Origin of the sequence: Marinobacterium sp. xm-a-127 (genome assembly GCF_013283425.1) — a bacterium.
Classification (GTDB): domain Bacteria; phylum Pseudomonadota; class Gammaproteobacteria; order Pseudomonadales; family Balneatricaceae; genus Marinobacterium_E.
In genome coordinates this window covers 52,969-77,742 of sequence record NZ_WBYH01000001.1, presented here as the reverse complement: position 1 = coordinate 77,742, position 24,774 = coordinate 52,969, and the positions used below count along the sequence as shown (strand labels likewise).

General features: G+C 50.5%; 21 protein-coding genes. 15 read left to right on the top strand and 6 right to left on the bottom strand.

The genetic code is table 11. The features are described from left to right. Positions 1-129 precede the first annotated feature (129 nt). The 7 genes from XMA127_RS00370 to XMA127_RS00340 all read left to right on the top strand — a co-directional run bounded on the left by XMA127_RS00370 (position 130) and on the right by XMA127_RS00340 (position 10,079). Positions 130-1,623, top strand: a complete 1,494-nt coding sequence (locus tag XMA127_RS00370) for a CoA-acylating methylmalonate-semialdehyde dehydrogenase (RefSeq protein WP_173482779.1) — start codon at positions 130-132, stop codon at positions 1,621-1,623. A 42-nt stretch (positions 1,624-1,665) separates the two neighbouring features. After that, positions 1,666-2,823, top strand: a complete 1,158-nt coding sequence (locus XMA127_RS00365) for an acyl-CoA dehydrogenase family protein (RefSeq protein ID WP_173482780.1) — start codon at positions 1,666-1,668, stop codon at positions 2,821-2,823. A 10-nt stretch (positions 2,824-2,833) separates the two neighbouring features. Further along, positions 2,834-3,610, top strand: coding sequence for an enoyl-CoA hydratase (locus tag XMA127_RS00360; RefSeq protein ID WP_173482781.1), 777 nt, complete (start codon positions 2,834-2,836; stop codon positions 3,608-3,610). Positions 3,611-3,619: 9 nt separating this feature from the next. Continuing rightward, the gene (locus XMA127_RS00355; RefSeq protein WP_173482782.1) at positions 3,620-4,717 is read left to right on the top strand and encodes an enoyl-CoA hydratase/isomerase family protein; all 1,098 of its coding nucleotides are present in this window, start codon (positions 3,620-3,622) and stop codon (positions 4,715-4,717) included. A gap of 50 nt (positions 4,718-4,767) precedes the next feature. Next, entirely contained in the window at positions 4,768-5,658 is an 891-nt protein-coding gene (gene mmsB / locus XMA127_RS00350) for a 3-hydroxyisobutyrate dehydrogenase (RefSeq protein ID WP_173482783.1), read from the top strand. A 60-nt stretch (positions 5,659-5,718) separates the two neighbouring features. Then, on the top strand, positions 5,719-7,605 hold the full coding sequence (locus XMA127_RS00345; protein WP_173482784.1) for a propionyl-CoA synthetase: 1,887 nt from the start codon (positions 5,719-5,721) through the stop codon (positions 7,603-7,605). Between the two features lie 308 nt (positions 7,606-7,913). Further along, positions 7,914-10,079: a malate synthase G gene (locus tag XMA127_RS00340; protein WP_173482785.1), complete on the top strand. Its 2,166-nt coding sequence runs from the start codon at positions 7,914-7,916 to the stop codon at positions 10,077-10,079. 43 nt (positions 10,080-10,122) lie between these two features. Here the strand turns inward: XMA127_RS00340 and XMA127_RS00335 are convergent, their stop codons facing one another. Continuing rightward, a complete protein-coding gene (locus XMA127_RS00335; RefSeq protein WP_217361966.1) occupies positions 10,123-10,794 on the bottom strand; it encodes a 2OG-Fe(II) oxygenase in 672 nt (223 codons plus the stop codon). Between the two features lie 76 nt (positions 10,795-10,870). Between XMA127_RS00335 and XMA127_RS00330 the strand changes: the two genes are divergently transcribed. Continuing rightward, complete coding sequence (locus tag XMA127_RS00330) at positions 10,871-11,713, top strand: NAD-dependent protein deacetylase (RefSeq protein ID WP_173482786.1); 843 nt, start codon at positions 10,871-10,873, stop codon at positions 11,711-11,713. Positions 11,714-11,764: 51 nt separating this feature from the next. Then, positions 11,765-13,150 carry an ATP-dependent RNA helicase DbpA gene (gene dbpA, locus XMA127_RS00325; protein WP_173484424.1) on the top strand — a complete coding sequence of 462 codons (1,386 nt, stop codon included), beginning with the start codon at positions 11,765-11,767 and terminating at the stop codon, positions 13,148-13,150. Here dbpA and XMA127_RS00320 read toward each other — a convergent pair. Then, the gene (locus XMA127_RS00320) at positions 13,147-14,130 is read right to left on the bottom strand and encodes a serine/threonine protein kinase (RefSeq protein WP_173484423.1); all 984 of its coding nucleotides are present in this window, start codon (positions 14,128-14,130) and stop codon (positions 13,147-13,149) included. The two genes, dbpA and XMA127_RS00320, sit on opposite strands and share 4 nt — an antisense overlap. Before the next feature lie 96 nt (positions 14,131-14,226). Here XMA127_RS00320 and XMA127_RS00315 point away from each other — a divergent pair, with 96 nt between their 5' ends. Beyond that, positions 14,227-14,556, top strand: a complete 330-nt coding sequence (locus XMA127_RS00315; protein ID WP_173484422.1) for a hypothetical protein — start codon at positions 14,227-14,229, stop codon at positions 14,554-14,556. Positions 14,557-14,603: 47 nt separating this feature from the next. Here XMA127_RS00315 and fba read toward each other — a convergent pair whose 3' ends face one another. From fba to tkt, 4 genes are read right to left on the bottom strand one after another with little or no spacing between them, the layout of a single operon-like run. After that, positions 14,604-15,668 (bottom strand): class II fructose-bisphosphate aldolase, encoded by a 1,065-nt coding sequence (gene fba / locus XMA127_RS00310; protein ID WP_173484421.1) that lies wholly within the window; start codon positions 15,666-15,668, stop codon positions 14,604-14,606. A 31-nt stretch (positions 15,669-15,699) separates the two neighbouring features. After that, a complete protein-coding gene (locus XMA127_RS00305; RefSeq protein ID WP_173484420.1) occupies positions 15,700-16,866 on the bottom strand; it encodes a phosphoglycerate kinase in 1,167 nt (388 codons plus the stop codon). Positions 16,867-16,887: 21 nt separating this feature from the next. Next, positions 16,888-17,910, bottom strand: a complete 1,023-nt coding sequence (locus tag XMA127_RS00300) for a type I glyceraldehyde-3-phosphate dehydrogenase (protein WP_173484419.1) — start codon at positions 17,908-17,910, stop codon at positions 16,888-16,890. A gap of 48 nt (positions 17,911-17,958) precedes the next feature. Further along, a complete protein-coding gene (gene tkt, locus XMA127_RS00295; RefSeq protein WP_173484418.1) occupies positions 17,959-19,953 on the bottom strand; it encodes a transketolase in 1,995 nt (664 codons plus the stop codon). A gap of 229 nt (positions 19,954-20,182) precedes the next feature. Here tkt and metK point away from each other — a divergent pair, with 229 nt between their 5' ends. From metK to XMA127_RS00270, 5 genes are all read left to right on the top strand, one after another. Then, a complete protein-coding gene (metK, locus tag XMA127_RS00290; RefSeq protein ID WP_173484417.1) occupies positions 20,183-21,373 on the top strand; it encodes a methionine adenosyltransferase in 1,191 nt (396 codons plus the stop codon). A 118-nt stretch (positions 21,374-21,491) separates the two neighbouring features. After that, on the top strand, positions 21,492-22,223 hold the full coding sequence (locus tag XMA127_RS00285; RefSeq protein WP_173484416.1) for a 16S rRNA (uracil(1498)-N(3))-methyltransferase: 732 nt from the start codon (positions 21,492-21,494) through the stop codon (positions 22,221-22,223). Between the two features lie 12 nt (positions 22,224-22,235). Further along, a complete protein-coding gene (gene gshB, locus XMA127_RS00280) occupies positions 22,236-23,189 on the top strand; it encodes a glutathione synthase (RefSeq protein WP_173484415.1) in 954 nt (317 codons plus the stop codon). Continuing rightward, positions 23,186-24,136 carry an energy transducer TonB gene (locus XMA127_RS00275; protein WP_173484414.1) on the top strand — a complete coding sequence of 317 codons (951 nt, stop codon included), beginning with the start codon at positions 23,186-23,188 and terminating at the stop codon, positions 24,134-24,136. The genes gshB and XMA127_RS00275 overlap by 4 nt, the downstream gene beginning before the upstream one ends. 65 nt (positions 24,137-24,201) lie before the next feature. Further along, positions 24,202-24,765 carry a YqgE/AlgH family protein gene (locus tag XMA127_RS00270; RefSeq protein ID WP_173484413.1) on the top strand — a complete coding sequence of 188 codons (564 nt, stop codon included), beginning with the start codon at positions 24,202-24,204 and terminating at the stop codon, positions 24,763-24,765. Positions 24,766-24,774 lie beyond the last annotated feature (9 nt).

Below are 24,774 nucleotides of genomic sequence, written 5' to 3'. Positions count from 1 at the left end.
CTTACTAAAAACCACAAGATAGTCCATTAATAGAGCAATATTGTCAATCCGCAGAGAGCTATCTGGCTGGTAAAAATAGAACTACAGATTGATTACAACATTCGATAACAAAAAGAACAGGACTATCTCATGACTCAACGCGTACCGCTTTTTATCAATGGCGAAATGATCCAGAGCCGTTCAGACAACTTTATCTCGGTAACCGATCCAGCCACCCAGAATGTAATTGCTGAAGTGCCTTGCGCGACTCACGATGAGGTCGAAGACGCAATCAGCGCAGCGATGACCGCTTTTGAAACCTGGAAAGAGACACCGGTCGGTGAACGAGCTCGATTGATGCTGCGCTACCAAGCACTGCTAAAAGAGCATCATGACGAGATCGCCACACTACTATCCAGCGAGACTGGAAAAACCTTCGAGGATGCAAAAGGTGATGTATGGCGAGGCATTGAAGTGGTTGAGCATGCCTGCAACATTGCCTCACTGTCGATGGGCGAAACGGTCGAGAATGTTGCACGCAAAATCGACTGCTACAGCATCACCCAGCCCTTGGGCGTTTGCGTAGGTATCACTCCGTTCAACTTTCCCGCGATGATCCCACTCTGGATGTTCCCGATGGCAATCACCTGCGGTAACACCTTCGTATTGAAGCCCTCAGAGCAGGATCCTCTGACCCCCATGCGACTTGCAGAATTGTTCCAGGAAGCAGGTGCTCCAGCCGGGTTGCTTCAAGTGGTTCACGGCACAAAGGAGGTGGTCGATCAGCTACTGACCCATAAAGATACTCCAGCGATATCTTTTGTTGGATCGGTAGCGGTTGGGGAGCATATCTATCGTACCGGGACTGAGCATCTTAAGCGGGTTCAGGCATTTGCGGGTGCTAAAAACCATATGGTCATCATGCCCGATGCCTCTAAAAATCAGGTAATTAACAATCTGGTAGGAGCTTCAGTAGGAGCCGGCGGTCAGCGATGCATGGCGATCTCAGTGGCCGTATTCGTCGGACAGGCAAAAGAGTGGATCCCAGAACTTCGCGAAGCGATGATGAAGGTTCGCCCTGGCACTTGGAATGATCCTGATGCGGGTTATGGACCGCTTATCAATCCAGGTGCGCGCCAGAGAGTGCTTGATTTTATCCAGCAGGGTAAGGATGCCGGTGCAGACTGTATCCTCGATGGGAGTGACTGTACCGTCGAAGGATTCCCAGATGGAAACTGGGTAGGTCCAACCCTTTTCCGAAACGTAACTACAGAGATGTCGATCTATCAAGAGGAGATTTTCGGACCGGTGCTCTGCGCGATTGAGGTCGATTCAATTGATGATGCCATCGAGATGATCAACGCAAACCCTTACGGCAATGGTACCTCTATCTTTACCGCCTCTGGAGCAGCTGCTCGCAAATACCAGCATGAAATCAAAGTGGGTCAGGTCGGCATCAACGTTCCGGTCCCTGTGCCGCTACCAATGTTCTCTTTCACTGGTTGGCGTAAGTCCTTCTACGGGGATCAGCATGCGTATGGTAAGCAGGCTGTTAAGTTCTATACCGAGACAAAGACCGTCACTGCGCGCTGGTTTGAAGATGATATCGACACTGGGGTTAATACCACGATTCAGCTAAAGTAATGGGTCAAATCACAGAATAATAACGATAAAGAGGACGAATTGATGGATTTTGAATTAAATGAAGATCAGATCGCCTTTGCTGATCTTGCACGCAACTTTGCTAAGAAAGAGTTTGAGCCCAATGCCGCTCACTGGGACGAAGAGCAAATATTTCCGGTCGAAGCGCTAAAAAAAGCGGGCGAGCTGGGTCTCTGTGGCCTATATGCACCCGATGATATTGGGGGACTGGGTCTTAGCCGCCTTGATGCCAGCATCATATTTGAAGAGCTGGCGATGGGCTGCACCTCTACCACCGCGTTTCTGACCATTCATAATATGGTCGCCTGGATGATCGCGAAGTTTGGGAATGCAGAGACCCGCGAGCACTGGTGTCCGGGACTGACAGCTGGTGATATCTTTGGATCCTACTGCCTGACAGAACCCAATGCGGGTTCTGATGCGGGTTCGCTTAAAACCAGCGCCAAGCGCGAGGGCGATGACTACCTAATCAACGGCAGCAAAATCTTTATCTCCGGTGCCGGTGCAACGGATGTCCTAATTGTTATGGCGAGAACTGGGGAAGCTGGTCCAAAAGGGATCTCAGCCTTTGCCGTCGATGCCAAAACTAATGGGATCAGTTACGGGCGCAAAGAACAGAAGATGGGCTGGAACTCGCAACCCACTCGAATGATTACTTTTGAGGATGTTCGGGTTCCTGCTTCTGCAATGCTCGGCAACGAGGGCGATGGCTTTAAAATAGCGATGAAAGGTCTGGATGGCGGGCGTATCAATATCGGCGCCTGCTCGATCGGCACCGCTCAGGCCGCTCTGCAGAGAGCAAGAGACTACCTGCTTGAACGCAGCCAGTTTGGTAAAACACTGAGCAACTTTCAGGCGCTTCAGTTTAAGCTTGCCGACATGACAACCCAGTTGGTCGCAGCTCGCCAAATGATCCGCATGGCGGCTAGCCGTTTGGATACTGAACACCCCGACCGTACCACTTACTGCGCGATGGCCAAGCAGTTTGCGACCGACGCAGGTTACACCGTTACAGACGAAGCGCTTCAGATCTTCGGGGGCAATGGCTATATCAAGGAGTACCCGATGGAGCGATACCTGCGTGACAACCGGGTCCACCGTATTCTTGAAGGCACCAACGAAATTATGCGTCTGATTATTGCGCGCCGCGCACTGATGCAGGATACCAGCGAGCTGTTATAAGGAAATTAAGATGTCTGACGCACTTATACTCGAAAAACAGGGCCACACAGCCATAATCACCATGAACAATCCGCCGGCCAACACCTGGACGGTGGAAAGCCTCAAGCTTTTGAGCGAAACAGTGGATCAACTCAACGCTGATAGAGAGATCTTCGCATTGGTTTTGCGCTCTGATAGTGAAAAATTCTTTTGCGCGGGCGCCGATCTAAACCTGTTTGCAGATGGCGACCGATCAATGGCAAGGGATATGGCACGCGGCTTTGGTGAGGCTTTCGAAGCACTTTCCAACTTCCGCGGTGTCTCAATTGCAGCGGTCAACGGCTTTGCAATGGGCGGTGGGCTTGAGGTTGCACTCGCCTGCGATATCCGTGTTGCTGAAGAGCAAGCTCAGATGGCTCTTCCCGAAGCAAAAGTTGGTCTACTCCCTTGTGCGGGCGGCACTCAAAACCTGACCATGCTGGTTGGCGAGGGATGGGCAAAGCGGTTGATTATCCTCGGCGAACGCATTAAAGCACCCAAAGCGCATGAGATTGGACTCGTAGAGGAGCTTGTGGCAACCGGCCAGTCGTTCAAACGTGCACTAGAACTCGCAAGACAGGCTGAACAACAAAGTCCTATGTCAATCGCCGCGTGTAAGCAGCTGATTCAGAACAACCGCACTCAACACTGGGAAGCTGGCTATCGCTTAGAGCGTGAACTCTTCGTTGACCTGTTCTTCACAGAAGATCAGCGCGAGGGGGTCAATGCATTCCTTGAGAAACGTGCTCCCGAATGGAAAAACAGCTAAGGACTATCGATGAGTAGCGTACTTTTTACCGAACACCCAACCAAGGACGGGCATAAGATTCTAGAGGTTTCGCTCAATGCTAAGCGTTCACTGAATGCTTTAACTCTGGAGATGATCGAGCTAATCGAACCGCGTCTCGAGAGTGCTGCAAATGACAAACAGATAAAAGCGGTGATTCTGACCAGTGCGGGTGAGAAAGCCTTTTGCGCAGGGGGCGATGTGGTCAACCTGTATAAGTCGATTACCTCTGGTGAGAACGCAAATTTTCCACTCGACTACTTTACAGCAGAGTATCGACTCGACTACACCATCCACACTTTCCCCAAACCGATTATCTGCTGGGGTAGCGGTATCGTGATGGGCGGTGGCATGGGGCTAATGAATGGCTGTAGTCACCGTGTGGTCACTCAGAGCTCACACATGGCGATGCCCGAAGTCACAATCGGGCTCTATCCGGATGTGGGCGGGTCTTTCTTCCTCAATCGAATGCCTGGCCGAACGGGATTGTTCCTCGGACTAACAGGCAACCCTATCTATGCCGCTGATGCGCTTTTTCTAGGGCTGGCTGACCGTTTTATCGACTCAGCAAAATATGATGAGCTAGTTTCGAGCCTTCAAGCCGCTGACTGGAACACTGATGCAGACGTCTGCGTAACTCGTGTTCTTCGTCGCTTAGAGCAGGCATCTCAGGCCAATTACCGGGATGAATCCCCTATTCAGGATCACTTCGACTTTATCCAAAAGATCACCGACCAGGATTCATTAGTGGATTTGATGGAGGCAATGAAAGTCCTTGTGAGTGATGATCCCTGGATTCAACGCTCTCAAAAAGCGATTACTCATGGCTCTCCACTGTCGGTTCATCTGATTGCAGAGCAGCTTAAACGCTCTCGTCACCTATCGCTAAAAGAGGTCTTTCTGGCGGAACTGGTGCTATCTGTACAGTGCTGCCGTCATCGCGAGTTCCCCGAAGGTGTTCGAGCGCTCCTCGTCGATAAAGACAGAAACCCAGACTGGACCTACAAATCGGTTGAAGAGGTTGAAGCCAGTTTTGTTAATAAGTTCTTTGAATCACCATGGGAAACTCACCCTTTGGCGGCAATCTAGAGAATAGAAACGGATCAAACTCCAAAAAATAAAGATAAAAAGGATAGATTATGGCAACAATAGGATTTATTGGGCTGGGCAACATGGGCGGCCCTATGGCGATCAACCTGGTTAAAGCTGGCCATAAGGTCAAAGTATTTGACCTCTCTGAAGAATCGATTGCACGGGTTGTCAGCGAAGGCGCACAGTCATCAACCTCAGCCGTGGACCTGGTAAAAGGCGCCGAGTTTGTAATCACGATGCTACCGGCCGGTAAGCATGTCGAAGGACTCTTTCTCACTGGTGATCAGCCGCTTTTTGATGAGGTCGAACCCAACGCGCTGATTATTGATAGCTCCACCATTGATGCTGAAACCGCTAGACGTGTCTCCGCGGCGGGTGCCAAGCGTGGTATTGAATTTATCGATGCCCCGGTATCTGGCGGTGTTGGAGCCGCGACGGCCGGCACGCTGGCATTTATGGTTGGGGGGAGCGAATCTCAGTTTGAGCGAGCCAAACCGATCTTAGAGGGGATGGGTAAAAACATCTTCCGCGCCGGTGATTCAGGTGCAGGGCAAATCGCCAAATGCTGCAACAACATGTTGCTGGCAATCCATATGGCCGGAACTGCAGAAGCACTGAATATGGGCGTGCGCAATGGTCTAGACCCAGCCGTACTCTCAGAAATTATGAAGCAGAGTTCAGGTAACAACTGGTCGTTACAGGTCTACAACCCCTACCCAGGAGTGATGCCAAATGTTCCCTCCTCTAATAGTTACCAGGGCGGTTTTCAGGTTGATCTGATGTTCAAAGATCTTGGACTGGCGATGGATGTCAGCCAACAGAGCACTTCCCCCACTCCCATGGGATCTGCAGCGCGTGCTCTGTTCTCGCAACACAAGAGCAACGGAAATGGCGGATTAGACTTCTCCAGCATCTTAAAGCTCTATCAAAATGAGTAACTGTTAAAAGGCGGCTTCAACAGCCAGAATCATAAAAAAATAACAATAAAGGATTACAAGATGAGATACGAAGATGAGTACCAGACTGCGCTGGACAATCCAGAAGCTTATTGGGCAGCGCAAGCAGACAGAATCGCTTGGTTTAAGAAGCCAGAGACGGTTCTTCATGAAACAGAATTTGGCACCTACAATTGGTACGCTGATGGTGAGCTAAACAGCTGTTATCTGGCACTAGACCGTCAGATTGAACAAGGGCGTGGCAATCAGGTTGCGCTCTACTATGATTCGCCCGTCAGCAACACCAAAGAAGCGATCACCTATCAGGATCTTCTCACCAGAGTTTCACGATTTGCCGGTGCACTTAAAGCCTGTGGTGTCAGCAAAGGTGATACCGTGCTGATCTACATGCCTATGATACCTGAAGCCGCCGTAGCAATGCTGGCGTGCGCACGACTCGGCGCAGTGCATTCAGTCGTCTTTGGTGGGTTTGCACCCAATGAGATGGCGATCCGTATTGATGATGCCAGCCCCAAAGTAATTTTAACCGCTTCGTGCGGTATTGAGTTTGATAAGCAGATCGCTTACAAACCATTGGTTGATCAGGCGATCGATCAGGCGACGCACAAACCCGCACACACCATCGTATGCCAACGACCAATGTTGCAAGCTGAACTGGATCAGGCCTGGGATCTCGACTGGTACGAGATTCAGCAAGAGGCGGAACCGGCAGATTGTGTAACGGTTAAGGGTTCAGACCCGCTCTATATTCTCTACACCTCTGGCACAACGGGACAGCCAAAAGGGATCGTGCGCGATAACGGAGGTCATGCGGTTGCACTGAGATATGCACTAAACAACGTCTACGGCATGGAAGCGGGCGATGTCTGGTGGGGCGCATCCGATATCGGCTGGGTTGTCGGACACTCTTTTATTGTTTACGGCCCCCTTATGGGCGGCTGCTCTGCAATATTCTTTGAGGGAAAACCGATCAAAACACCCGATGCGGGCACATTTTGGCGCGTAATTGATGAGTATCGCGTTAATTCAATGTTTTGTGCACCGACAGCTTTTCGAGCAATACGCAAGGAAGACCCGAAGGCAGATTTATCGAAACAGTATGATCTTAGCAGCCTGAAATGGGTGTTTGTCGCCGGTGAGAAATTGGACTCATCCACCTATTCATGGCTATCAGAGCTGCTTAAGGTTCCGGTGATTGATCACTGGTGGCAAACCGAAACCGGCTGGCCAATGACTGCACCGATGATGGGCTGGGAAAACCCTTCTGAGGTCCGACTGGGCTCGACCAACAAACCGATTCCGGGCTATAACATTATGGTACTAGATGATGCGGGCATTCCGGTCGAGGCCGAATCAACCGGGAATATCTGTGTCAGCCTGCCGATGCCACCGGGTGTTGCCTGGAGTATCTGGAACAACAATGACCGCTACCGGACCTCCTATCTCGAAGCATTCCCAGGTTACTATCATACGGGCGATGGCGGATTTAAAGACTCCGAAGGGTATATCTACATCACAGGGCGTACTGACGATGTAATTAATGTTTCTGGACACCGTCTCTCGACCGGTGAGATGGAGGAGGTTCTCTCTGGACACTCTGCAGTGGCCGAGTGCGCTGTAATCGGCGTTAATGACGATTTAAGAGGACAACTTCCGCTAGGATTGGTTGTACTGAAAGCAGGAGAGAGTATTGCTGAAGAGACGCTGGTCGAGGAGTTAACTGCAATGGTGCGCGACCAGGTCGGAGCAGTAGCTTGTTTCCGTCAGGCACTGATTGTTCAGCGACTTCCAAAAACTCGTTCAGGTAAGGTGCTGCGTGCTGTGCTGAGGAAGATTGCAGCGAATGAGAGCTATACAATGCCCTCGACAATCGATGATCCGGCCATACTCACCGAGATAGATCAGAACCTGAGATCAGCAGGCTTCTGAAAAGCTCAAACACAGGGGAGTGCGTCAAGCGCACCCTCCTTTAAAATCCCTTTATTGTGAAAAGTCCCCGATAAAGAACGTTGGCTTTGTCAGCAGTGTAAAAAGCCCAGCCTTGCTGGGCTTTTTTATTTCCAATTCCACACTATGAAATAACGACTAATTTTCCACAGTATGAAATAGAACATTTCACACTTGAGACTAAAGGTGGGTTACATATATATGGCAGTCGTTTAATGTTGCATAGCACAATTTGAAACCGCGACCCTTCGGCGACACAGAGCCGGCCAACGCGAAACTCAGGAGTAATTATGATTCAACGTACCGAAGTAAATGGCCTACAGGTCGCAACAGAACTCTACACCTTCGTTAACGAAGAAGTCCTTCCAGGCACAGGCGTCAGCACTGATGCTTTTTGGAGCTCATTTGCATCAATTATTCATGACTTAGCGCCTCGTAACCGCGAATTACTCGCTAAGCGTGACCAGATCCAAGAGCAGATGGATGAGTGGTACCGCGCACATCAAGGCGGTTACGACTTTGCTGAATACAAGGCCTTCCTAAAAGAGATCGGTTACCTGGTTGAAGAGGGTCCTGATTTTAAGATTACAACCTCTAACGTCGATCCTGAAATGGCGACCATGGCCGGCCCACAGCTCGTGGTTCCTGTTATGAATGCTCGTTTTGCATTGAACGCAGCTAACGCACGTTGGGGCAGCCTTTACGATGCACTGTACGGTACGGATGCGATCTCGACTGATGGCGGTGCAGAGATTACGAAAGCTTACAACCCAGCACGTGGTGCAAAAGTCATCGCTTTTGGTCGAGACTTCCTAAATGAATCGGCACCCCTTGCTTCAGGCTCACATGCTGATGTGACCGCTTACACCATTGTGGATGGCGCACTGGTTGCCACCATTGATGGCAACGCCGTTGCACTGGCAAACCCTGAGCAGTTTGTCGGCTACAAAGGTGATACAGCAGCACCAGAATCCATCCTACTGATCAACAACGGTTTGCATTTTGAAATCCAGATCGACGCTTCTCACCAGATCGGTTCAGAGGACAAAGCTGGCGTTAAAGACATTGTGATGGAGTCGGCTCTAACGACCATCATGGACTGTGAAGACTCTGTTGCAGCAGTTGATGCCGAAGATAAAACTCTGGTTTACCGCAACTGGTTAGGTCTTATCAAAGGCACACTGAGCGAAACGATCGAAAAAGGTGGTCAATCATTCACTCGTACTGTAAACGGCGATCGTGAATACACCAGCAAAGATGGTCAGCCAATGGCACTTAAAGGTCGATCTTTGATGTTCGTTCGTAACGTTGGCCACCTAATGACCAACAACGCAATCATCGATAAAGATGGCAACGAAGTGCCTGAAGGCATCATGGATGGCATGATCACTTCAACCATCTCTATCCACGACGTGAAGCACAACGGTAAGTTCAACAACACTGTGACTGGATCTATCTACATCGTTAAACCGAAGATGCATGGTCCTGAAGAGGTTGCTTTCACAAACGAGCTTATGGGCCGTGTTGAGCAGGCTCTGGGACTTGAAGAGAACACAATCAAAGTCGGCATCATGGACGAAGAGCGTCGCACAACGATCAACTTGAAAGAGTGTATCCGTGCAGCGAGCTCACGTGTTGTGTTTATCAACACAGGTTTCCTTGATCGCACCGGCGACGAGATCCACACCTCGATGGAAGCAGGCCCAATGATTCGCAAAGGCGATATGAAAGCAGCTTCTTGGATTGCGGCTTACGAAAATTGGAACGTGGATATCGGTCTTGCATGCGGTCTAAGCGGCAAAGCACAGATCGGTAAGGGCATGTGGGCGATGCCAGATCAGATGGCCAACATGCTGGATCAGAAGATCGGTCACCCGATGTCTGGTGCAAACACTGCATGGGTTCCTTCACCAACAGGCGCTACACTACACGCCCTTCACTACCACAAGGTTGATGTGTTCGGCCGCCAGGAAGAGTTGGCGAAGCGTGAGCGCGCTTCTCTAGACGATATCCTAACCATCCCTGTAGAGCGCAACCCACAGTGGAGTGCTGAAGAGATCCAGGCAGAGCTGGATAACAACGCACAGGGTATCCTTGGCTACGTTGTTCGTTGGGTTGATTCAGGTATCGGTTGTTCGAAAGTACCAGACATCAATGATGTTGGTCTAATGGAAGACCGCGCAACGCTGCGTATCTCATCACAGCACATCGCTAACTGGATCCGTCATGGCATCTGCACAGAAGCACAAGCGATGGAGACTCTAAAGCGTATGGCCGCTGTTGTAGATCGCCAAAATGCGAACGATCCAACTTACACACCACTGTGTGACGACATCGACAACAACATCGCATTCAAAGCGGCGTGTGACCTAGTTATCGATGGCTGCAAACAGCCAAACGGCTACACAGAGCCAGCACTACACGCACGTCGTCTAGAGCTGAAAGCTGCTCGCTAATAGACAGCACTGCAAAAAAAACGGGCCACCATGGCCCGTTTTTTTATCTTGGCGGATCGACACGATCTAAGGTTGATCCATTTACTCGGTACCAGCCAGCTATGGAGTAACGATCTCGGTTTGCGGGGAGCACTTCGTGAGGGAACTCTTCACTTAAAAACAGAACAACCGTACCCATCAGCGGTGTGACTTTAAGTCCTTCGGTGTCGGCATCGTTTTGATAAAGCACCAGCTCGCCACCATCCTCTGGTCCCCAGTTTGGGTTTAGGTAGACGACCATCGACAGCACTCTGTTACGCTGATCTCGGAACGCATCGTAGTGGCGCTTATAAAAGTCACCGGCAGAGTAGTGTGCCAAATGGCTCTCAAACGAAAATAGGCCTAAAAATAGACGACGATTCAAATAACTTTGTAAACGATTCGCCCAGGCCAACCAACGGGCGCCTATGGGGGTTTCGCCGGTAAACCAACAGATACGATCTGTGCGCACAAATTCATTCTGCATGTGTTGATTTTGACGGCCAATACCCGCAACAGTGAACTCAGTTTCATCCAGGCCGTATAACTGTTCGCAGATATCTTGTCCGAGCTCTACCGGCAGTGACGCGGGGCAGATCGCATAGCCTTGGCTTTGAAGGTTGTTCGCGATCTGTTCAAATAGAACCTCTTCATCGGCATAGGATTGCAATTCGGTCAGGGGCTGAGCAGGCATCATAGGTATGAACTCAAAAAGATAAGAGATGCATTTCATTCCTAAATCGAGGAATAAGCAAGCTTTTAGAGAGCAATTAATGACAAGATTTAACCCTCAGAGCCAACAGCTGGCCGACTTTATAGAGCGTCACCCTAGACTGTTAGTATTAACGGGTGCCGGCATCAGTACCGGCTCAGGGATACCCGCTTATCGAGACGCTAAGGGTAACTGGCAATCACCGCCTCCGGTACAGCATGGTCAATTCATTACTCAGTTGGCGGTGCGTCAACGCTATTGGGGACGTAGCTTAGCGGGTTGGCATACCATGCGTGATGCCCAACCCAGTAACGCACATAAAATATTAGCCGCGCTTGAAAAGCGAAACCGTATTGAATTACTGGTGACACAAAACGTCGACCGTTTGCATCAAAAGGCGGGGAGCCAGAACGTTGTCGACCTGCATGGCCGTGCAGACATCGTGGCCTGCATTGATTGTGACTATGAAATTACCCGTGATGAGATGCATCAGTGGTGTCGGCGTGAAAACCCAGACTTTAATGCCCCGCACTCAGCGCCAAGGCCCGATGGTGATGCTGATTTTGAAGCCGATTTTAGCCACTTCAAGGTTCCCAACTGCCCTGATTGTGGCGGCGTAATGAAGGCGCGCGTTGTCTATTTCGGTGATAACGTCCCGAAAGAGACCGTATTTAGTGCGATTAATGCACTGGAGCGATCAGATGCCCTGCTCTGTATTGGTACGTCGCTGCAGGTTTTCTCTGGATTCCGCTTTAATCGCCATGCGCAGCAACATCAGATTCCACAAGCGGCGCTGACGCAAGGGGTGACTCGTGCCGATGAGATGCTAGATCTCAAGATCGATGCTGAGATTAATCACACCCTTGAAGAGGTCGCTAGCCAGCTTGGAATAGATTGGCGCTAGTTGATATCAGCTCTGGTATACTTCGCGCACTATCAAGTTGAAGGCATACCCGTGAGCAAATCTAAATCGTTCAAATCCCTCCCTCTTTCTGAAGGCCAGTTAAACAATTTGGCTTCGATCGGCTACGAGTCGATGACCGAGATCCAAGCTGAAAGTCTGCCTTACAGCCTTGAGGGTACCGATCTGCTTGCACAAGCGGCCACCGGCAGCGGTAAGACATTGGCCTTTGGTCTGCCACTGGTGGAGCGCTTAGAGCCTAAACGTTTCTGCATTCAGGCGTTAGTGCTATGCCCAACACGCGAATTGGCCGGCCAGGTCGCCGATGAGCTTCGCAAGCTCGCGCGTCACCCGGGTAATATCAAGATTTTATCGCTCTGCGGTGGCCAACCTATCGGCCCGCAGATCGGCTCACTCGAGCACGGAGCACACATCATCGTCGGCACACCGGGCCGAATCGTTGATCACCTGCGCAAACGCACTCTTGATCTATCACGAGTCACAACACTGGTGTTTGATGAAGCAGATCGTATGCTCGATATGGGCTTCCAAGATGACCTAGATCGTATCCTTGGTCAAATGCCGAAAGATCGCCAGACACTTCTGTTTTCGGCTACCTACCCTGAGAACATTCAAGCACTGAGTAAAGAGTATCAGCGCAACCCTAAAGAGGTGCGCATCGCTGCCAAAGATCCCGATATCAGCACGATTAAACATCGTGCCTACCAGTGTGATCGGACTCAAATGGGGCAAGGCGCTTTGGCGGTACTGACGTCCGTAATGCCAGAATCCGCCATCATCTTCTGTAATACCAAAGAGAGCTGTAACCAGTTAGGACAGGAGCTACGCTCCTACGGTCTAAAAGCGGGTGTGTTGCATGGTGACATGGAACAGCGTGATCGTGACCAGGTACTGATTCGCTTTAGTAACGGCACGTTAAGATTCTTGATCGCCACTGATGTCGCAGCACGTGGTTTGGATATCGACTCGGTTGATCTGGTGCTCAATGCTAGCCTGCCCGGTGATTCAGCTGTCTACACACACCGCTGTGGCCGAACGGGCCGTGCCGGACGTAAGGGCCAAGCCATCTCCTTGGTTGGTGCGAAAGATGGATTCCGTTTAGAGAAGATCAATGCAGCAGCAGGCTTGTCACTGGAAGCGAAGCCAATGCCTCGCCCGCAGATTAACAATGTGATTAAACTGCAATCGAACCTGCGTACCATTGCAATTTCAATGGGCCGAAAGAATAAAATTCGCCCAGGGGATATTGTCGGAGCGCTCACAGCTACTAAAGAGATCAAGGGCGATCAGATCGGAAACATTACCGTTCAGGACTTCAACAGCTACGTAGCCGTGCCAAGAACACTGGCTGATCGTGCTGTAGAGATCCTGCGCCAGCGCCCTCTTAAAGGTAAGCCAGCAAGAGCTCGTAAAATTTAAAGCAGTTTCAGCACCGGCTCATCGAGAGCTGAAAGCTGTACTTTAAGGTCGAGCAGATGCTCACCCCAATAGCGCTCTGTGTTAAACCATGGGAAGGCTTTGGGGAAGGCGGGGTCATCCCAACGTTTTGCGATCCAAGCGGCGTGGTTCATCATTCTTAGTGTTCTAAGTGGCTCTACTAAGTTGAGCTCGCGGGGATTGAACTCAAAGAACTCTTCGTAACCGGCTATGACTTCACCGAGCTGCATCTCCATCTGATGGCGCTCGCCCGTCAAAAGCATCCAGATATCCTGAATAGCAGGGGCCATACGCGCGTCATCGAAATCGACGAAGTGCGGTCGATCATCACGCCAAAGCACATTGCCACTGTGACAATCGCCATGCACGCGAATGGTTTGCAGGTCTGAATAGTCGGCGAAACGCTGCTCAACCCTCTCGAGTACCTCTTGTGAGATCGACTCATAGGCCGCACGAAGACTCTCAGGAATATGTTCCGACACTAACAGGGCACGACTCTGCCAACCGTAGCTGTCGACATCTAATGTGGGCCGCTCTGCAAACGACTTAGCTGCACCCACAGCATGGATTTGGCCTAGTGCAACACCCAGTTGATAGAGATGTTCAGGATCATCCAGTTCGGGAGCCCGTCCTCCACGTCGCGGAAAGAGGGTGAAACGGAATTGATCAAAGTTGAGCAGACTATCCCCTTCGCTATTTTTCAAGGGTGCAACGACGGAGATATCGGCATCAGCCAACTCAAAACAGAAGTCATGCTCCTCTTGGATTTGCGCATCACTCCATCGGTTCGGGCGGTAGAACTTAGTAATTAAAGGCTCCGCTTGATCAATGCCAACTTGATAGACGCGGTTTTCGTAACTGTTTAGCTCAAGAATACGGAAATCACTCAGCCACCCCTGTGACTCGACCGCATCGATGACTCGGTCAGGCGTCATTGAGTAGAAGGGGGTTTTGCTCTCCATCTTATGGCTCCATCGCTCTGTTGTGACGCTATTCTATCATTGCACCAATCGATTCAGCGTGATGAAACGTAAGTATATTTAATTAAGGATCAGATCATGCGCAGAACAACCGATTATCAGCTCAACATAACCGAAGGGACAGGCTGGCCAGAGACTCCTTTTGTCGTGCACTCTTCCACCATTAATGGCAACTCTGATCTACTGGAGTTACTGGGTGAGCATCTGCGCAGGATGGGACTGCAGCGAGAGTGGCAATCCCTTCAGATCGTCGATCACCATACCCACCAAAAGGGCCTACAGACGCTTCACAGTTTTGAAGTGAACTATGAGCAGCTAGAAGCGGGACAGATGGAGTATTTCAGTGCGGTCATCTGGTACGACATCACCGAGCCCTGGAGTAAGCTGCATACTGAATCCGTACACTAGAGACAAAAAAGGAGGCCTAAGCCTCCTTGATATTCATTGGACTTGGATTAATTCACTTTTGCGTCCAATTCACCTGAGATGTAACGCTCTGTCATATCTTCAAGGTTGATCGCTTTGATCTTGCTAGCATTACCCGCCGCACCAAAGGCATCGTAACGCGCGTAAGCGATATCAGACATCGCTGTGATTGTTTTCGCTAGGTACTTGCGTGGGTCAAATTCAGCGGTGTTTTCTGCCAAGAACTTACGCACAGCACCAGTCGACGCTAGACGAAGATCGGTGTCGATGTTGACCTTGCGCACGCCGTGCTTGATACCGTCAACCAACTGTTCAACCGGAACACCGTAAGTTTCAGGAATCTCACCACCAAACTGGTTGATCACCTCTAGCCACTCTTGTGGCACGGAAGATGAACCGTGCATAACAAGGTGAGTACCTGGAATACGTTCGTGAATCGCACGAATACGATCAACGGCAAGAATGTCACCCGTTGGTGGACGAGTGAACTTGTAAGCACCGTGTGAAGTACCCACTGCAATGGCAAGCGCATCGACCTGAGTCGCCTTAACAAACTGCGCAGCCTCTTCTGGGTCAGTCAGCATCTGGTCGTGGCTAAGTTTACCGACAGCACCGATACCGTCCTCTTCACCGGCTTCACCCGTTTCAAGTGAACCCAGACAGCCAAGCTCGCCCTCAACAGAGACACCACATGCGTGAGCCATCTCAACGGTACGACGAGTCACATCAACGTTGTAGTCGTAGTCGGTCGGTGTCTTACCATCTTCACCCAGTGAACCGTCCATCATGACCGATGAGAAGCCTAGTTGAATGGAGCGCTGACACACTGCTGGGCTTGTGCCGTGATCTTGGTGCATACAGACAGGAATGTGTGGAAACTCCTCAATCGCTGCCAAGATCATGTGGCGAAGGAAGTTAGAACCCGCGTACTTACGTGCACCGGCAGAGGCCTGCACGATGACAGGGGCATCGGCACGATCAGCTGCTTCCATAATGGCACGCATCTGCTCCAGGTTATTCACGTTGAACGCTGGAATGCCGTAGCCATACTCTGCTGCATGATCGAGCAGCTGTCTCATTGAAATAAGAGCCATTTTTTACCTATTTGCTATTAATCGTTTGCTGTTAACCGTTAGCGCGTGCTTCAAGCACTGCAACTGCAGGCAGTACCTTACCTTCAACAAACTCTAGGAAAGCACCACCACCTGTTGAGATGTAGGATACATCATCTGCAATAGAATATTTATCTACTGCCGCTAAAGTATCACCGCCACCTGCAATCGAGAAGCCGTTACTTTGAGCAATCGCTCTTGATAACGCTTCCGTACCGTTACCAAACTGATCAAATTCAAACACGCCTACTGGACCGTTCCAGATGATGGTACCGGCATTCTGCAATACTTGTGCCAACTGTCCCGCAGTCTCTGGACCAATATCCAAGATCATTTCATTGTCGGCGACGTCGTCTGCTGACTTCGTAATCGCTTCCGCACTCTCTGCAAACTCAGTCGCTGTCACGACATCCGATGGAATTGGAATTTCACAGCGAGCCATTAACGCTTTCGCAGTATCAATAAGATCGGCTTCATGCAGTGACGTACCAACGGGTTTGCCCGCTGCAGCCAAGAAGGTGTTGGCGATACCGCCACCAACGATGAGCTGATCACACTTCTCAGAGAGTGAGTTAAGTACTTCAAGCTTAGTAGATACTTTTGAACCACCCACGATCGCCACCAATGGACGTGCTGGGTTATCAAGCGCTTTACCCAAAGCTTCAAGCTCATTCGCTAGCAGTGGGCCTGCACAGGCGATAGGTGCAAAACGTGCCACACCGTGAGTTGATGCTTGTGCGCGGTGCGCGGTACCAAAAGCATCCATGACGTAGACATCACAAAGCGCGGCCATCTTCTTAGATAGCTCTTCGTTATCTTTCTTCTCGCCCGCGTTAAAACGCACGTTCTCCAGAAGAACGACCTGACCTGGCTCTACTGAAAAGCCACCATCAACCCAATCCTTGATCAGTGGAACATCTCGACCCAACAGACCTGCTAAGTGGGTCGCAACGGGTGCTAGTGAATACTGCTCTTCATATTCGCCTTCGGTTGGACGACCAAGGTGTGACATCAACATCACTGTCGCACCCTTTTCTAGCGCTAGCTGAATAGTCGGTAGTGACGCACGAATACGAGCATCGGAAGTCACTTTGCCATCTTTAACAGGAACGTTCAGATCTTCACGAATCAATACGCGTTTCCCTGCAAGATCCAAATCTTTCATCAGTTTTACGTTCATTGTTATTCTCCAATCATTAAATTAATTCTGTTTCAGTGCGAGCCAATGCTCAGCAATATCCAACATGCGGTTGGCAAAGCCCCACTCATTATCAAACCAGCAGACCAGCTTCAGTAAACGCTTGCCGGACAATCGCGTCTGAGTGCCATCAACAACGACTGAGCGACTGTCGTGGTTAAAGTCGGTCGATGCATGCGGCTCCTCTGTGTATCCCAACAACCCTTTTAACGGCCCTTCAGAGAGCGATTTGAAGAGTTGGTTGATCTCCTCTTCAGTGGTATCGCGCTCTAAGCTGATCGACATATCCATCAGTGAGACATTAAGGGTTGGCACACGTAAATGGAGGCACTTAAATTTCCCTTCCAACGACGGCAATAAGCGATCGATCCCTTTTGCTAACCCTGTATCCACAGGAATAATCGACTGCAGAGCACTGCGGGTTAGTCGCAAATCGGTGTGATGGTAGGCATCGATCACTGGCTGATCATTCATCGCCGAGTGAATCGTCGTGGTCACACCCTGCTCAATGCCAAAATGCCTATCGAGCTGATCTAATATAGGTATCACACAATTGGTCGTACAGGAGGCGGCTGAGACCACTTTATGATTCACGTTTATTGAATCTTGGTTTAAGCCAAACACAACGGTAGCGTCTACCTCAGCCGTGGCGGGCTGTGAAAAGAGCAAGCGTTTGGCCCCCTGCTTCAGATGCAACTCAGCTGTTTGACGGTCACTGAACGAGCCTGAACACTCCATCAGCAGATCAATGCCCATTTCACGCCAAGGGAGTTGGTCGGGCTTGGGAGTATTTAAAATTTGGATGGCGTGGTCACGAATAACTAGCTGATCATTTTCAAGAGTAACCGGTGCCGGGAAGCGGCCATGCGTCGTGTCATAACGCGTCAAATAGGAGACCGTCTCAGGCTCAGCCAACTCATTAATCGCAATGGGTTGAAGCTTAGTCTCTAAGCCACGCTCAAACAGGGCCCTGAGCAGACACTGCCCAATTCGACCATAACCGTTAATCGCTATGCGGTAGCTCATCTCACCTCTCAGAGAGTAAAACGCCGGTTAAAAACCGGCGTGATCAACTTAAACGAGGGCTAGCGCCTTCTGTTTAACATTCTCTACCGTGAAGCCGAAGTGCTTGAAGAGCTCACCAGCCGGTGCAGATTCACCAAAGGATTCCATACCGACAATCGCACCACTAAAGCCAACGTACTTGTACCAGAAGTCTGCAATACCCGCCTCAATCGCTACACGAGCTGTAACCGCAGCCGGTAGAACAGACTCTTTGTATTCAGCAGTCTGAGCATCAAAACGCTCAGTTGATGGCATAGAGACTACGCGAACCGCTTTGCCTTCTGCTGTCAGTGCTTCGGCTGATGCCATAGCCAACTCAACTTCAGAACCTGTCGCGATTAGGATTAGATCCGGTGTGCCGGCACAATCTTGCAAGATGTAACCACCTTTAGAGATCGCCGCAATCTGATCACCACTGCGAGATTGGTGAGGCAAATTCTGACGCGAGAAGATCAATGAACTTGGGCCATCGGCACGCTCAACCGCGTTACGCCAAGCGACAGCTGATTCAACCGCGTCACAAGGGCGCCATGTCTCCATATTAGGGGTCATACGCAGGCTAGCTACTTGCTCAACTGGTTGGTGAGTAGGACCATCTTCACCCAGACCGATTGAGTCGTGAGTGTAAACAAAGATAGCGCGTTGCTTCATCAGAGCCGCCATACGAACCGCGTTACGAGCGTACTCCATAAAGATTAGGAAGGTCGCACCGTATGGGATGAAACCACCGTGCAGTGCGATACCGTTCATGATTGCGCTCATACCGAACTCACGCACACCGTAGTGCAGGTAGTTACCGCTCGCATCTTCTGCAGTGATCGCTTTAGAGCCAGACCACAGTGTTAGGTTAGAACCTGCTAGGTCGGCAGAACCACCTAAGAACTCTGGCAGGATAGGTCCCAGTGAGTTAAGAGCGTTTTGCGAAGCCTTACGAGACGCGATGGTCTCACCCTTTTCAGCTACTTCAGCAATCCATGCATCCGCTTTTTCAGAGAAATCGGCAGGCAATTCACCCGATAGGCGACGCATCAACTCCGCAGCAAGCTCTGGGAAGGCTTCAGAGTACTCTGCAAGGCGTTCGTTCCACTCGTTTTCAAGAACGCTGCCCGCTTCACGTGCATCCCAACCCTCTGCGATCTCTTCTGGGATCTCAAATGGGGCGTGTGGCCAGTTCAACTCTTGGCGAGCCAACGCGATCTCGTCGTCACCTAAAGGTGCACCGTGACAATCCTCTTTGCCCTGCTTGTTGGGTGAACCAAAGCCGATGATTGTTTTACAGCAGATCAACGTTGGCTGATCTTCGTTCGCTTGAGCGGCTTCAACAGCAGCAATGATCTGTTCCGCATCGTGACCATCAACGCCACGGATCACCTGCCAGCCGTAAGCTTCAAAACGTGCAGGCGTGTCATCGCTGAACCAACCTTCAACCTCACCGTCAATCGAGATGCCGTTGTCATCCCAAAATGCGATCAGTTTGCCAAGACCCAGAGTACCCGCTAGTGAACAAGCTTCGTGTGAGATACCTTCCATCAGGCAGCCATCACCCATGAATGCGTAGGTGTGGTGATCGATAATCTCATGACCAGGGCGGTTGAATTGAGCCGCAAGTGTCTTCTCAGCGACAGCCATACCAACGGCGTTAGTGATACCTTGACCCAATGGACCGGTCGTCGTCTCTACACCTGGGCAGTAACCATACTCGGGGTGACCCGCCGTTTTAGCATGCAGTTGGCGGAAGTTAGCCAGATCTTCTGCACTGACGTCGTAACCGGTTAGGTGCAACAACGAGTAGATCAGCATCGAACCGTGGCCGTTTGACAGTACGAAACGGTCGCGATCAAACCAGTGAGGGTTGCTTGGGTTGTGCTTCATGAACTCATTCCAGAGTACTTCGGCAATATCCGCCATACCCATTGGGGCACCTGGGTGACCAGATTTGGCTTTCTGAACAGCATCCATGCTCAATGCGCGGATCGCATTGGCTAACTCACGGCGAGATGACATTAATCTACTCCTGCGGGGGGTATTAAAAATTGAGGGGTAAATTCTCTCGCAGACGGGGCTTAGATTCAAATGACATTAGCTAAAATGACTCAATTTCATGGGTAATGATCAAAGGTTTCATCGAAGTAGAGCTCTTTTTACTTAGAACTCGACTCTTAACCGGTTACAATGACTGCCACATTTTGAGAGCTGTGCATGTGCGGCTCGACCTAACCCATAGGATTTACTCATGAGCGAATATTCGATTTTCACCTCTGAATCAGTTTCAGAAGGGCACCCAGATAAGATTGCCGATCAGATCTCTGATGCAGTCTTAGACGCGATTTTAAAAGAGGACAAGTACGCACGAGTGGCGTGTGAGACCATGGTGAAAACCGGGGTTGCGATTGTCTCTGGTGAGATCAGCACCACCTCTTGGATTGATCTTGAAGATCTTGTTCGTGACGTGATTAATGACATCGGCTACACCTCTTCAGATGTAGGTTACGATGGTGATACCTGTGGTGTGATCAACATCATCGGTAAACAGTCTGTGGATATCGCTCAGGGCGTTGATCGTGCAAAACCTGAAGATCAAGGCGCCGGTGACCAGGGTTTGATGTTCGGCTACGCGTCGAACGAAACCGATGTTCTAATGCCTGCTCCGATTACCTTTGCCCATCGTCTTGTAGAGCGCCAAGCTGAAGCCCGCAAGTCAGGCCTGTTGCCTTGGTTGCGTCCAGATGCAAAATCACAAGTAACTTGCCGCTACGAAAACGGCAAACCGGTTGCGATTGATGCGGTGGTTCTTTCAACTCAACACAACCCAGATGTTACTCAGAAAGATCTTCAAGAAGCGGTTCAAGAGCTGATCATCAAGCATGTACTGCCAGCGGATCTTCTGCATGCAGGCACTAAACTGCACATCAACCCAACCGGTAAATTCGTTATCGGTGGCCCGGTTGGCGACTGTGGTCTAACGGGTCGTAAGATCATTGTCGATACCTACGGCGGCATGGCGCGTCACGGTGGTGGTGCGTTCTCTGGTAAAGACCCATCAAAAGTGGACCGTTCAGCTGCTTACGCAGGTCGCTATGTGGCTAAGAACATTGTTGCAGCTGGTCTTGCGGATCGTTGTGAGATTCAGGTCTCTTACGCGATTGGTGTTGCAGAACCGACCTCTGTATCAATCAACACCTTCGGTACTGGCAAGATCTCTGATGAGAAGATCATTGAGCTGGTTCGCGAAACCTTTGATCTGCGCCCGTACGCGATCACTAACATGCTCGATCTACTGCACCCTATGTACCGCCAGACTGCGGCATACGGTCACTTTGGTCGCGACCCATTTGAGATGACGGTTGGAGATGACACCTTTACCGCCTTCCCATGGGAGAAGACCGATAAAGCAGACGCGTTAAAATCCGCTGCAGGCATCTAATCGCCAACTAACAGTGGCTAAGGGTAGGCGAAAGCCTGCCCTTTTTTGTGTCTAAATCCAGCCTGACGCACCCTAAATGTCATGGCATAATCAGTGGCAGAGTGATAAGAGAATCTTTATGCGAATACCCCGTGTCTACCTAGACCTACCACTGAGCACAGGAACAGAAATCGAACTGCCTGAAGCCTCTCACAATCACCTAGTGAAAGTGCTGCGCATGAAACAGGGATTCAAGCTTGTGCTATTCAATGGTGATGGCTTTGATTATCAAGCCGAGCTAACGAAAGTAGCAAAACGTGAATCCAGTGTACGGATCATTGCGGCCGACTCGAATGATCGTGAGTCCCCAATCGACATTCATATTGGGCAAGGCCTCTCTCGTGGTGAACGCATGGACTACGCCGTGCAGAAGGCGACGGAGTTGGGTGTACAGAGTCTGACGCCCCTTTTTACGGATCGTTCCGAAGTAAAACTGACGGCAGAACGCCAAGAGAAGCGATCCGCTCACTGGCAGCAGATCTCTATTAGCGCCAGCGAACAGAGCTTTCGTGCAAAGCCAATGAGCGTAAATACCCCTCTTTCACTGGCAGAGTGGATCGATCAGTGTGATGCCGAGCTGAAACTCATTCTTCATCCGCACCTTGAACTCACGTCACTAAACAATGAGCCAAGACCCTCCAGCGTGGCACTACTGATCGGACCTGAAGGCGGTCTAGAGGAGAGCGAAGTCGAGCTGGCACTGCAAAAAGGATTTAAGCCCTGGTTACTGGGCAGCCGAATATTACGCACAGAGACTGCCCCCATCGCGGCGGCATCGGTACTAAACTACCTCTGGGGCGACTTCTCATAAAAGGAAAGAGAGATGAGTATTAAACTGGGCATCGTCATGGATCCCATTGACGACATTAACTACAAAAAAGATAGCTCTTTAGCGATGCTTTGGGCAGCGCAGCAGAAAGGTTGGGAGCTCTACTACATGGAGCAGTCCGATCTCTACTCAAGAGATGGGGATGTGCGTGCTCGCATGGCGCCGATTAGCGTCGATATGAACCCGAACAAGTGGTTCGAACGCGAAGCCTATCAGGATCTCTCGCTAACAGAGCTCGATGTCATCCTGATGCGAAAAGACCCACCTTTCGACAACGAGTTTATCTATACCACTCATCTTTTAGCGGTTGCAGAAGCCGCCGGTGTGCTTATCGTAAACCGCACTCAAAGCCTGCGCGATTTCAACGAAAAGCTATTTGCTACACACTTCCCTCAATGCTGCCCGCCGGTACTGGTCAGTCGTTCAGAGGAGCGATTAAAAGACTTTCATGCTGAGCATGGGGACGTCATCTTTAAACCTTTAGATGGTATGGGTGGCAGCTCTATCTACCGCATCAAAGAGGATGGTTTGAACCTAGGGGTGGTGATAGAGACGCTGACCAAATTTGGCCAAGAGACCATCATGGCGCAACGCTACATCCCTGAGATTGTCGAGGGTGATAAACGCATATTGATGATCAATGGCGAGCCTATCGACTATGCTCTGGCACGCATTCCCAGTCAGGGAGAGACTCGCGGTAATCTAGCCGCAGGGGGACGAGGCGAAGGCCGCCCACTGAGCGAACGTGATCGTTGGATTGCTGCACAGGTGGGGCCAAAACTGCGCGAAGCTGGTCTTCTATTTGTCGGTTTGGATGTAATTGGTGACTACCTAACCGAGATCAATGTCACCAGCCCAACCTGTATTCGCGAGCTCAATGATCAGTTCGGTTTGGACATCGGCATGCAGTTAATGGATTGCATTGAGGAGCAACTCGCTCAGCAATGAACTTAACCGCCTCGCCAAAACCGATCAATCGATTAGCTGCATGGTGTGCAGATGCCGATGAGCGTCTGCGCTTTATGCTGGTTTTGGCACTGGCTCTGCACGCACTGATCATTCTCTTGGTGGGATTTGATGCACTGAAAACAGAGCAATCATCCAAAACACTAGAGATCACCTTTGCGATAAATCAGGATCCACAGGCCCCTATCGATCCAGCCTACTTGGCCCAGCACCATCAATTAGGCCAGGGCGATTCACAAACGAACCAAGAGGCGAGGGTTGTAGAACCTGCGCTGTTCAGGTCTGACAAGATCAATCAACTCTCGGCACAGATCAGTGCACAATCTGGAGCAGGCGTGGCACCTTCGAATGATGAGGGCGTCAACGACCAAACTCAGCAAGCTAAATCGGGTACGAATGAGCTGTTAGCAGCCAACACCCAAGCGCTGCTTAAAGCCAATCAACAGACTGATTCCATTCAGACCACCGCCTCAAATCCGTTAGCAGGCGACTCAACGGCTCTGTTTAAAGCATCAGAAGAGATCGCCTCCTTAGAAGCGCGCTTAAAAGATGAGCAGCGAAAACTGGAGAGTCGCTCACGCACGGGGCGGGTCACTTCGCTTTCGACCTTGGCCAAAGCTGATGCGCTCTATCTAGAGCGATGGCGTCAGAAAATCGAAACGATTGGGAATCTTAACTACCCTATCGAAGCGCGGCGCAAGGGCATTGAAGGCAGTCTGCAGATGCTAGTCACTTTAGCCGCTGATGGGAGCGTCAAGCAGTTAGAGATCCTCAAAAGTTCTGGCTACTCAATACTGGATGATGCCGCCGTTCGGACGGTTAGGAGCGCTTCACCCTTCGAGCCCTTCCCTAATGAGATGCGCCAGCGGCTGGACCGACTGGAGATCATTCGCACTTGGAAATTTGAGAAAAATACCCAAGTGTACTGATATTGAGCCATTTTCAGCTTACACTGAGGGTGTAAAAAGATTCGACGTTGTTAAAGGAGAAAGAGATGAGTAATGCCAACCTACTCAAGCACCACTTCTTAATGTCTATGCCCAGTCTGGAGAGCGACTACTTTAGCAACAGCCTCATCTATCTTTGTGAGCACAATGACGAGGGTGCCATGGGAATTGTGGTTAATAAACCACATGACATTCCTATGGATGAGATCCTCGATCAGCTCGAACTCCCCGAGAATTCCCCCTTAAACTATCAGCCTGTTTACCAAGGTGGACCGGTCTCTGAAGAGCATGGGTTTATTCTGCACAGACAGGGCGAGCAAGCTTGGAAATCCTCACTACACCTACCCGAGCAACTGACGTTAACCACATCCCTTGATGTTCTAGAGGCCATTTCGCGTGGCGAGGGGCCTGAACACTATCTATTCGCTTTAGGTTATGCAGGCTGGGGACCGGGGCAGCTCGATGAAGAGATGAGTCAAAACCTATGGTTAAGCTCACCCGCAAATTTAGATATACTGTTCGACGTTGAACCCGAATTTAGACTCTCATCGGCTGCGTCTACTCTGGGTGTCGACCTAAACCTAATCTCCGCACAGGCGGGGCACGCATAATTAAGGTCC

Bases quoted from the DNA above. Each gene is read 5' to 3' on its own strand.
- XMA127_RS00330 (WP_173482786.1), top strand. From the start codon at position 10,871: ATGACAAGATTTAACCCTCAGAGCCAACAGCTGGCCGACTTTATAGAG.
- XMA127_RS00315 (WP_173484422.1), top strand. From the start codon at position 14,227: ATGCGCAGAACAACCGATTATCAGCTCAACATAACCGAAGGGACAGGC.
- XMA127_RS00355 (WP_173482782.1), top strand. From the start codon at position 3,620: ATGAGTAGCGTACTTTTTACCGAACACCCAACCAAGGACGGGCATAAG.
- gshB (WP_173484415.1), top strand. From the start codon at position 22,236: ATGAGTATTAAACTGGGCATCGTCATGGATCCCATTGACGACATTAAC.
- XMA127_RS00270 (WP_173484413.1), top strand. From the start codon at position 24,202: ATGAGTAATGCCAACCTACTCAAGCACCACTTCTTAATGTCTATGCCC.
- XMA127_RS00300 (WP_173484419.1), bottom strand. From the start codon at position 17,910: ATGAGCTACCGCATAGCGATTAACGGTTATGGTCGAATTGGGCAGTGT.
- metK (WP_173484417.1), top strand. From the start codon at position 20,183: ATGAGCGAATATTCGATTTTCACCTCTGAATCAGTTTCAGAAGGGCAC.
- mmsB (WP_173482783.1), top strand. From the start codon at position 4,768: ATGGCAACAATAGGATTTATTGGGCTGGGCAACATGGGCGGCCCTATG.
- XMA127_RS00340 (WP_173482785.1), top strand. From the start codon at position 7,914: ATGATTCAACGTACCGAAGTAAATGGCCTACAGGTCGCAACAGAACTC.
- XMA127_RS00365 (WP_173482780.1), top strand. From the start codon at position 1,666: ATGGATTTTGAATTAAATGAAGATCAGATCGCCTTTGCTGATCTTGCA.
- XMA127_RS00275 (WP_173484414.1), top strand. From the start codon at position 23,186: ATGAACTTAACCGCCTCGCCAAAACCGATCAATCGATTAGCTGCATGG.
- tkt (WP_173484418.1), bottom strand. From the start codon at position 19,953: ATGTCATCTCGCCGTGAGTTAGCCAATGCGATCCGCGCATTGAGCATG.
- XMA127_RS00370 (WP_173482779.1), top strand. From the start codon at position 130: ATGACTCAACGCGTACCGCTTTTTATCAATGGCGAAATGATCCAGAGC.
- fba (WP_173484421.1), bottom strand. From the start codon at position 15,668: ATGGCTCTTATTTCAATGAGACAGCTGCTCGATCATGCAGCAGAGTAT.
- XMA127_RS00335 (WP_217361966.1), bottom strand. From the start codon at position 10,794: ATGATGCCTGCTCAGCCCCTGACCGAATTGCAATCCTATGCCGATGAA.
- XMA127_RS00285 (WP_173484416.1), top strand. From the start codon at position 21,492: ATGCGAATACCCCGTGTCTACCTAGACCTACCACTGAGCACAGGAACA.
- XMA127_RS00360 (WP_173482781.1), top strand. From the start codon at position 2,834: ATGTCTGACGCACTTATACTCGAAAAACAGGGCCACACAGCCATAATC.
- XMA127_RS00345 (WP_173482784.1), top strand. From the start codon at position 5,719: ATGAGATACGAAGATGAGTACCAGACTGCGCTGGACAATCCAGAAGCT.
- XMA127_RS00305 (WP_173484420.1), bottom strand. From the start codon at position 16,866: ATGAACGTAAAACTGATGAAAGATTTGGATCTTGCAGGGAAACGCGTA.
- XMA127_RS00320 (WP_173484423.1), bottom strand. From the start codon at position 14,130: ATGGAGAGCAAAACCCCCTTCTACTCAATGACGCCTGACCGAGTCATC.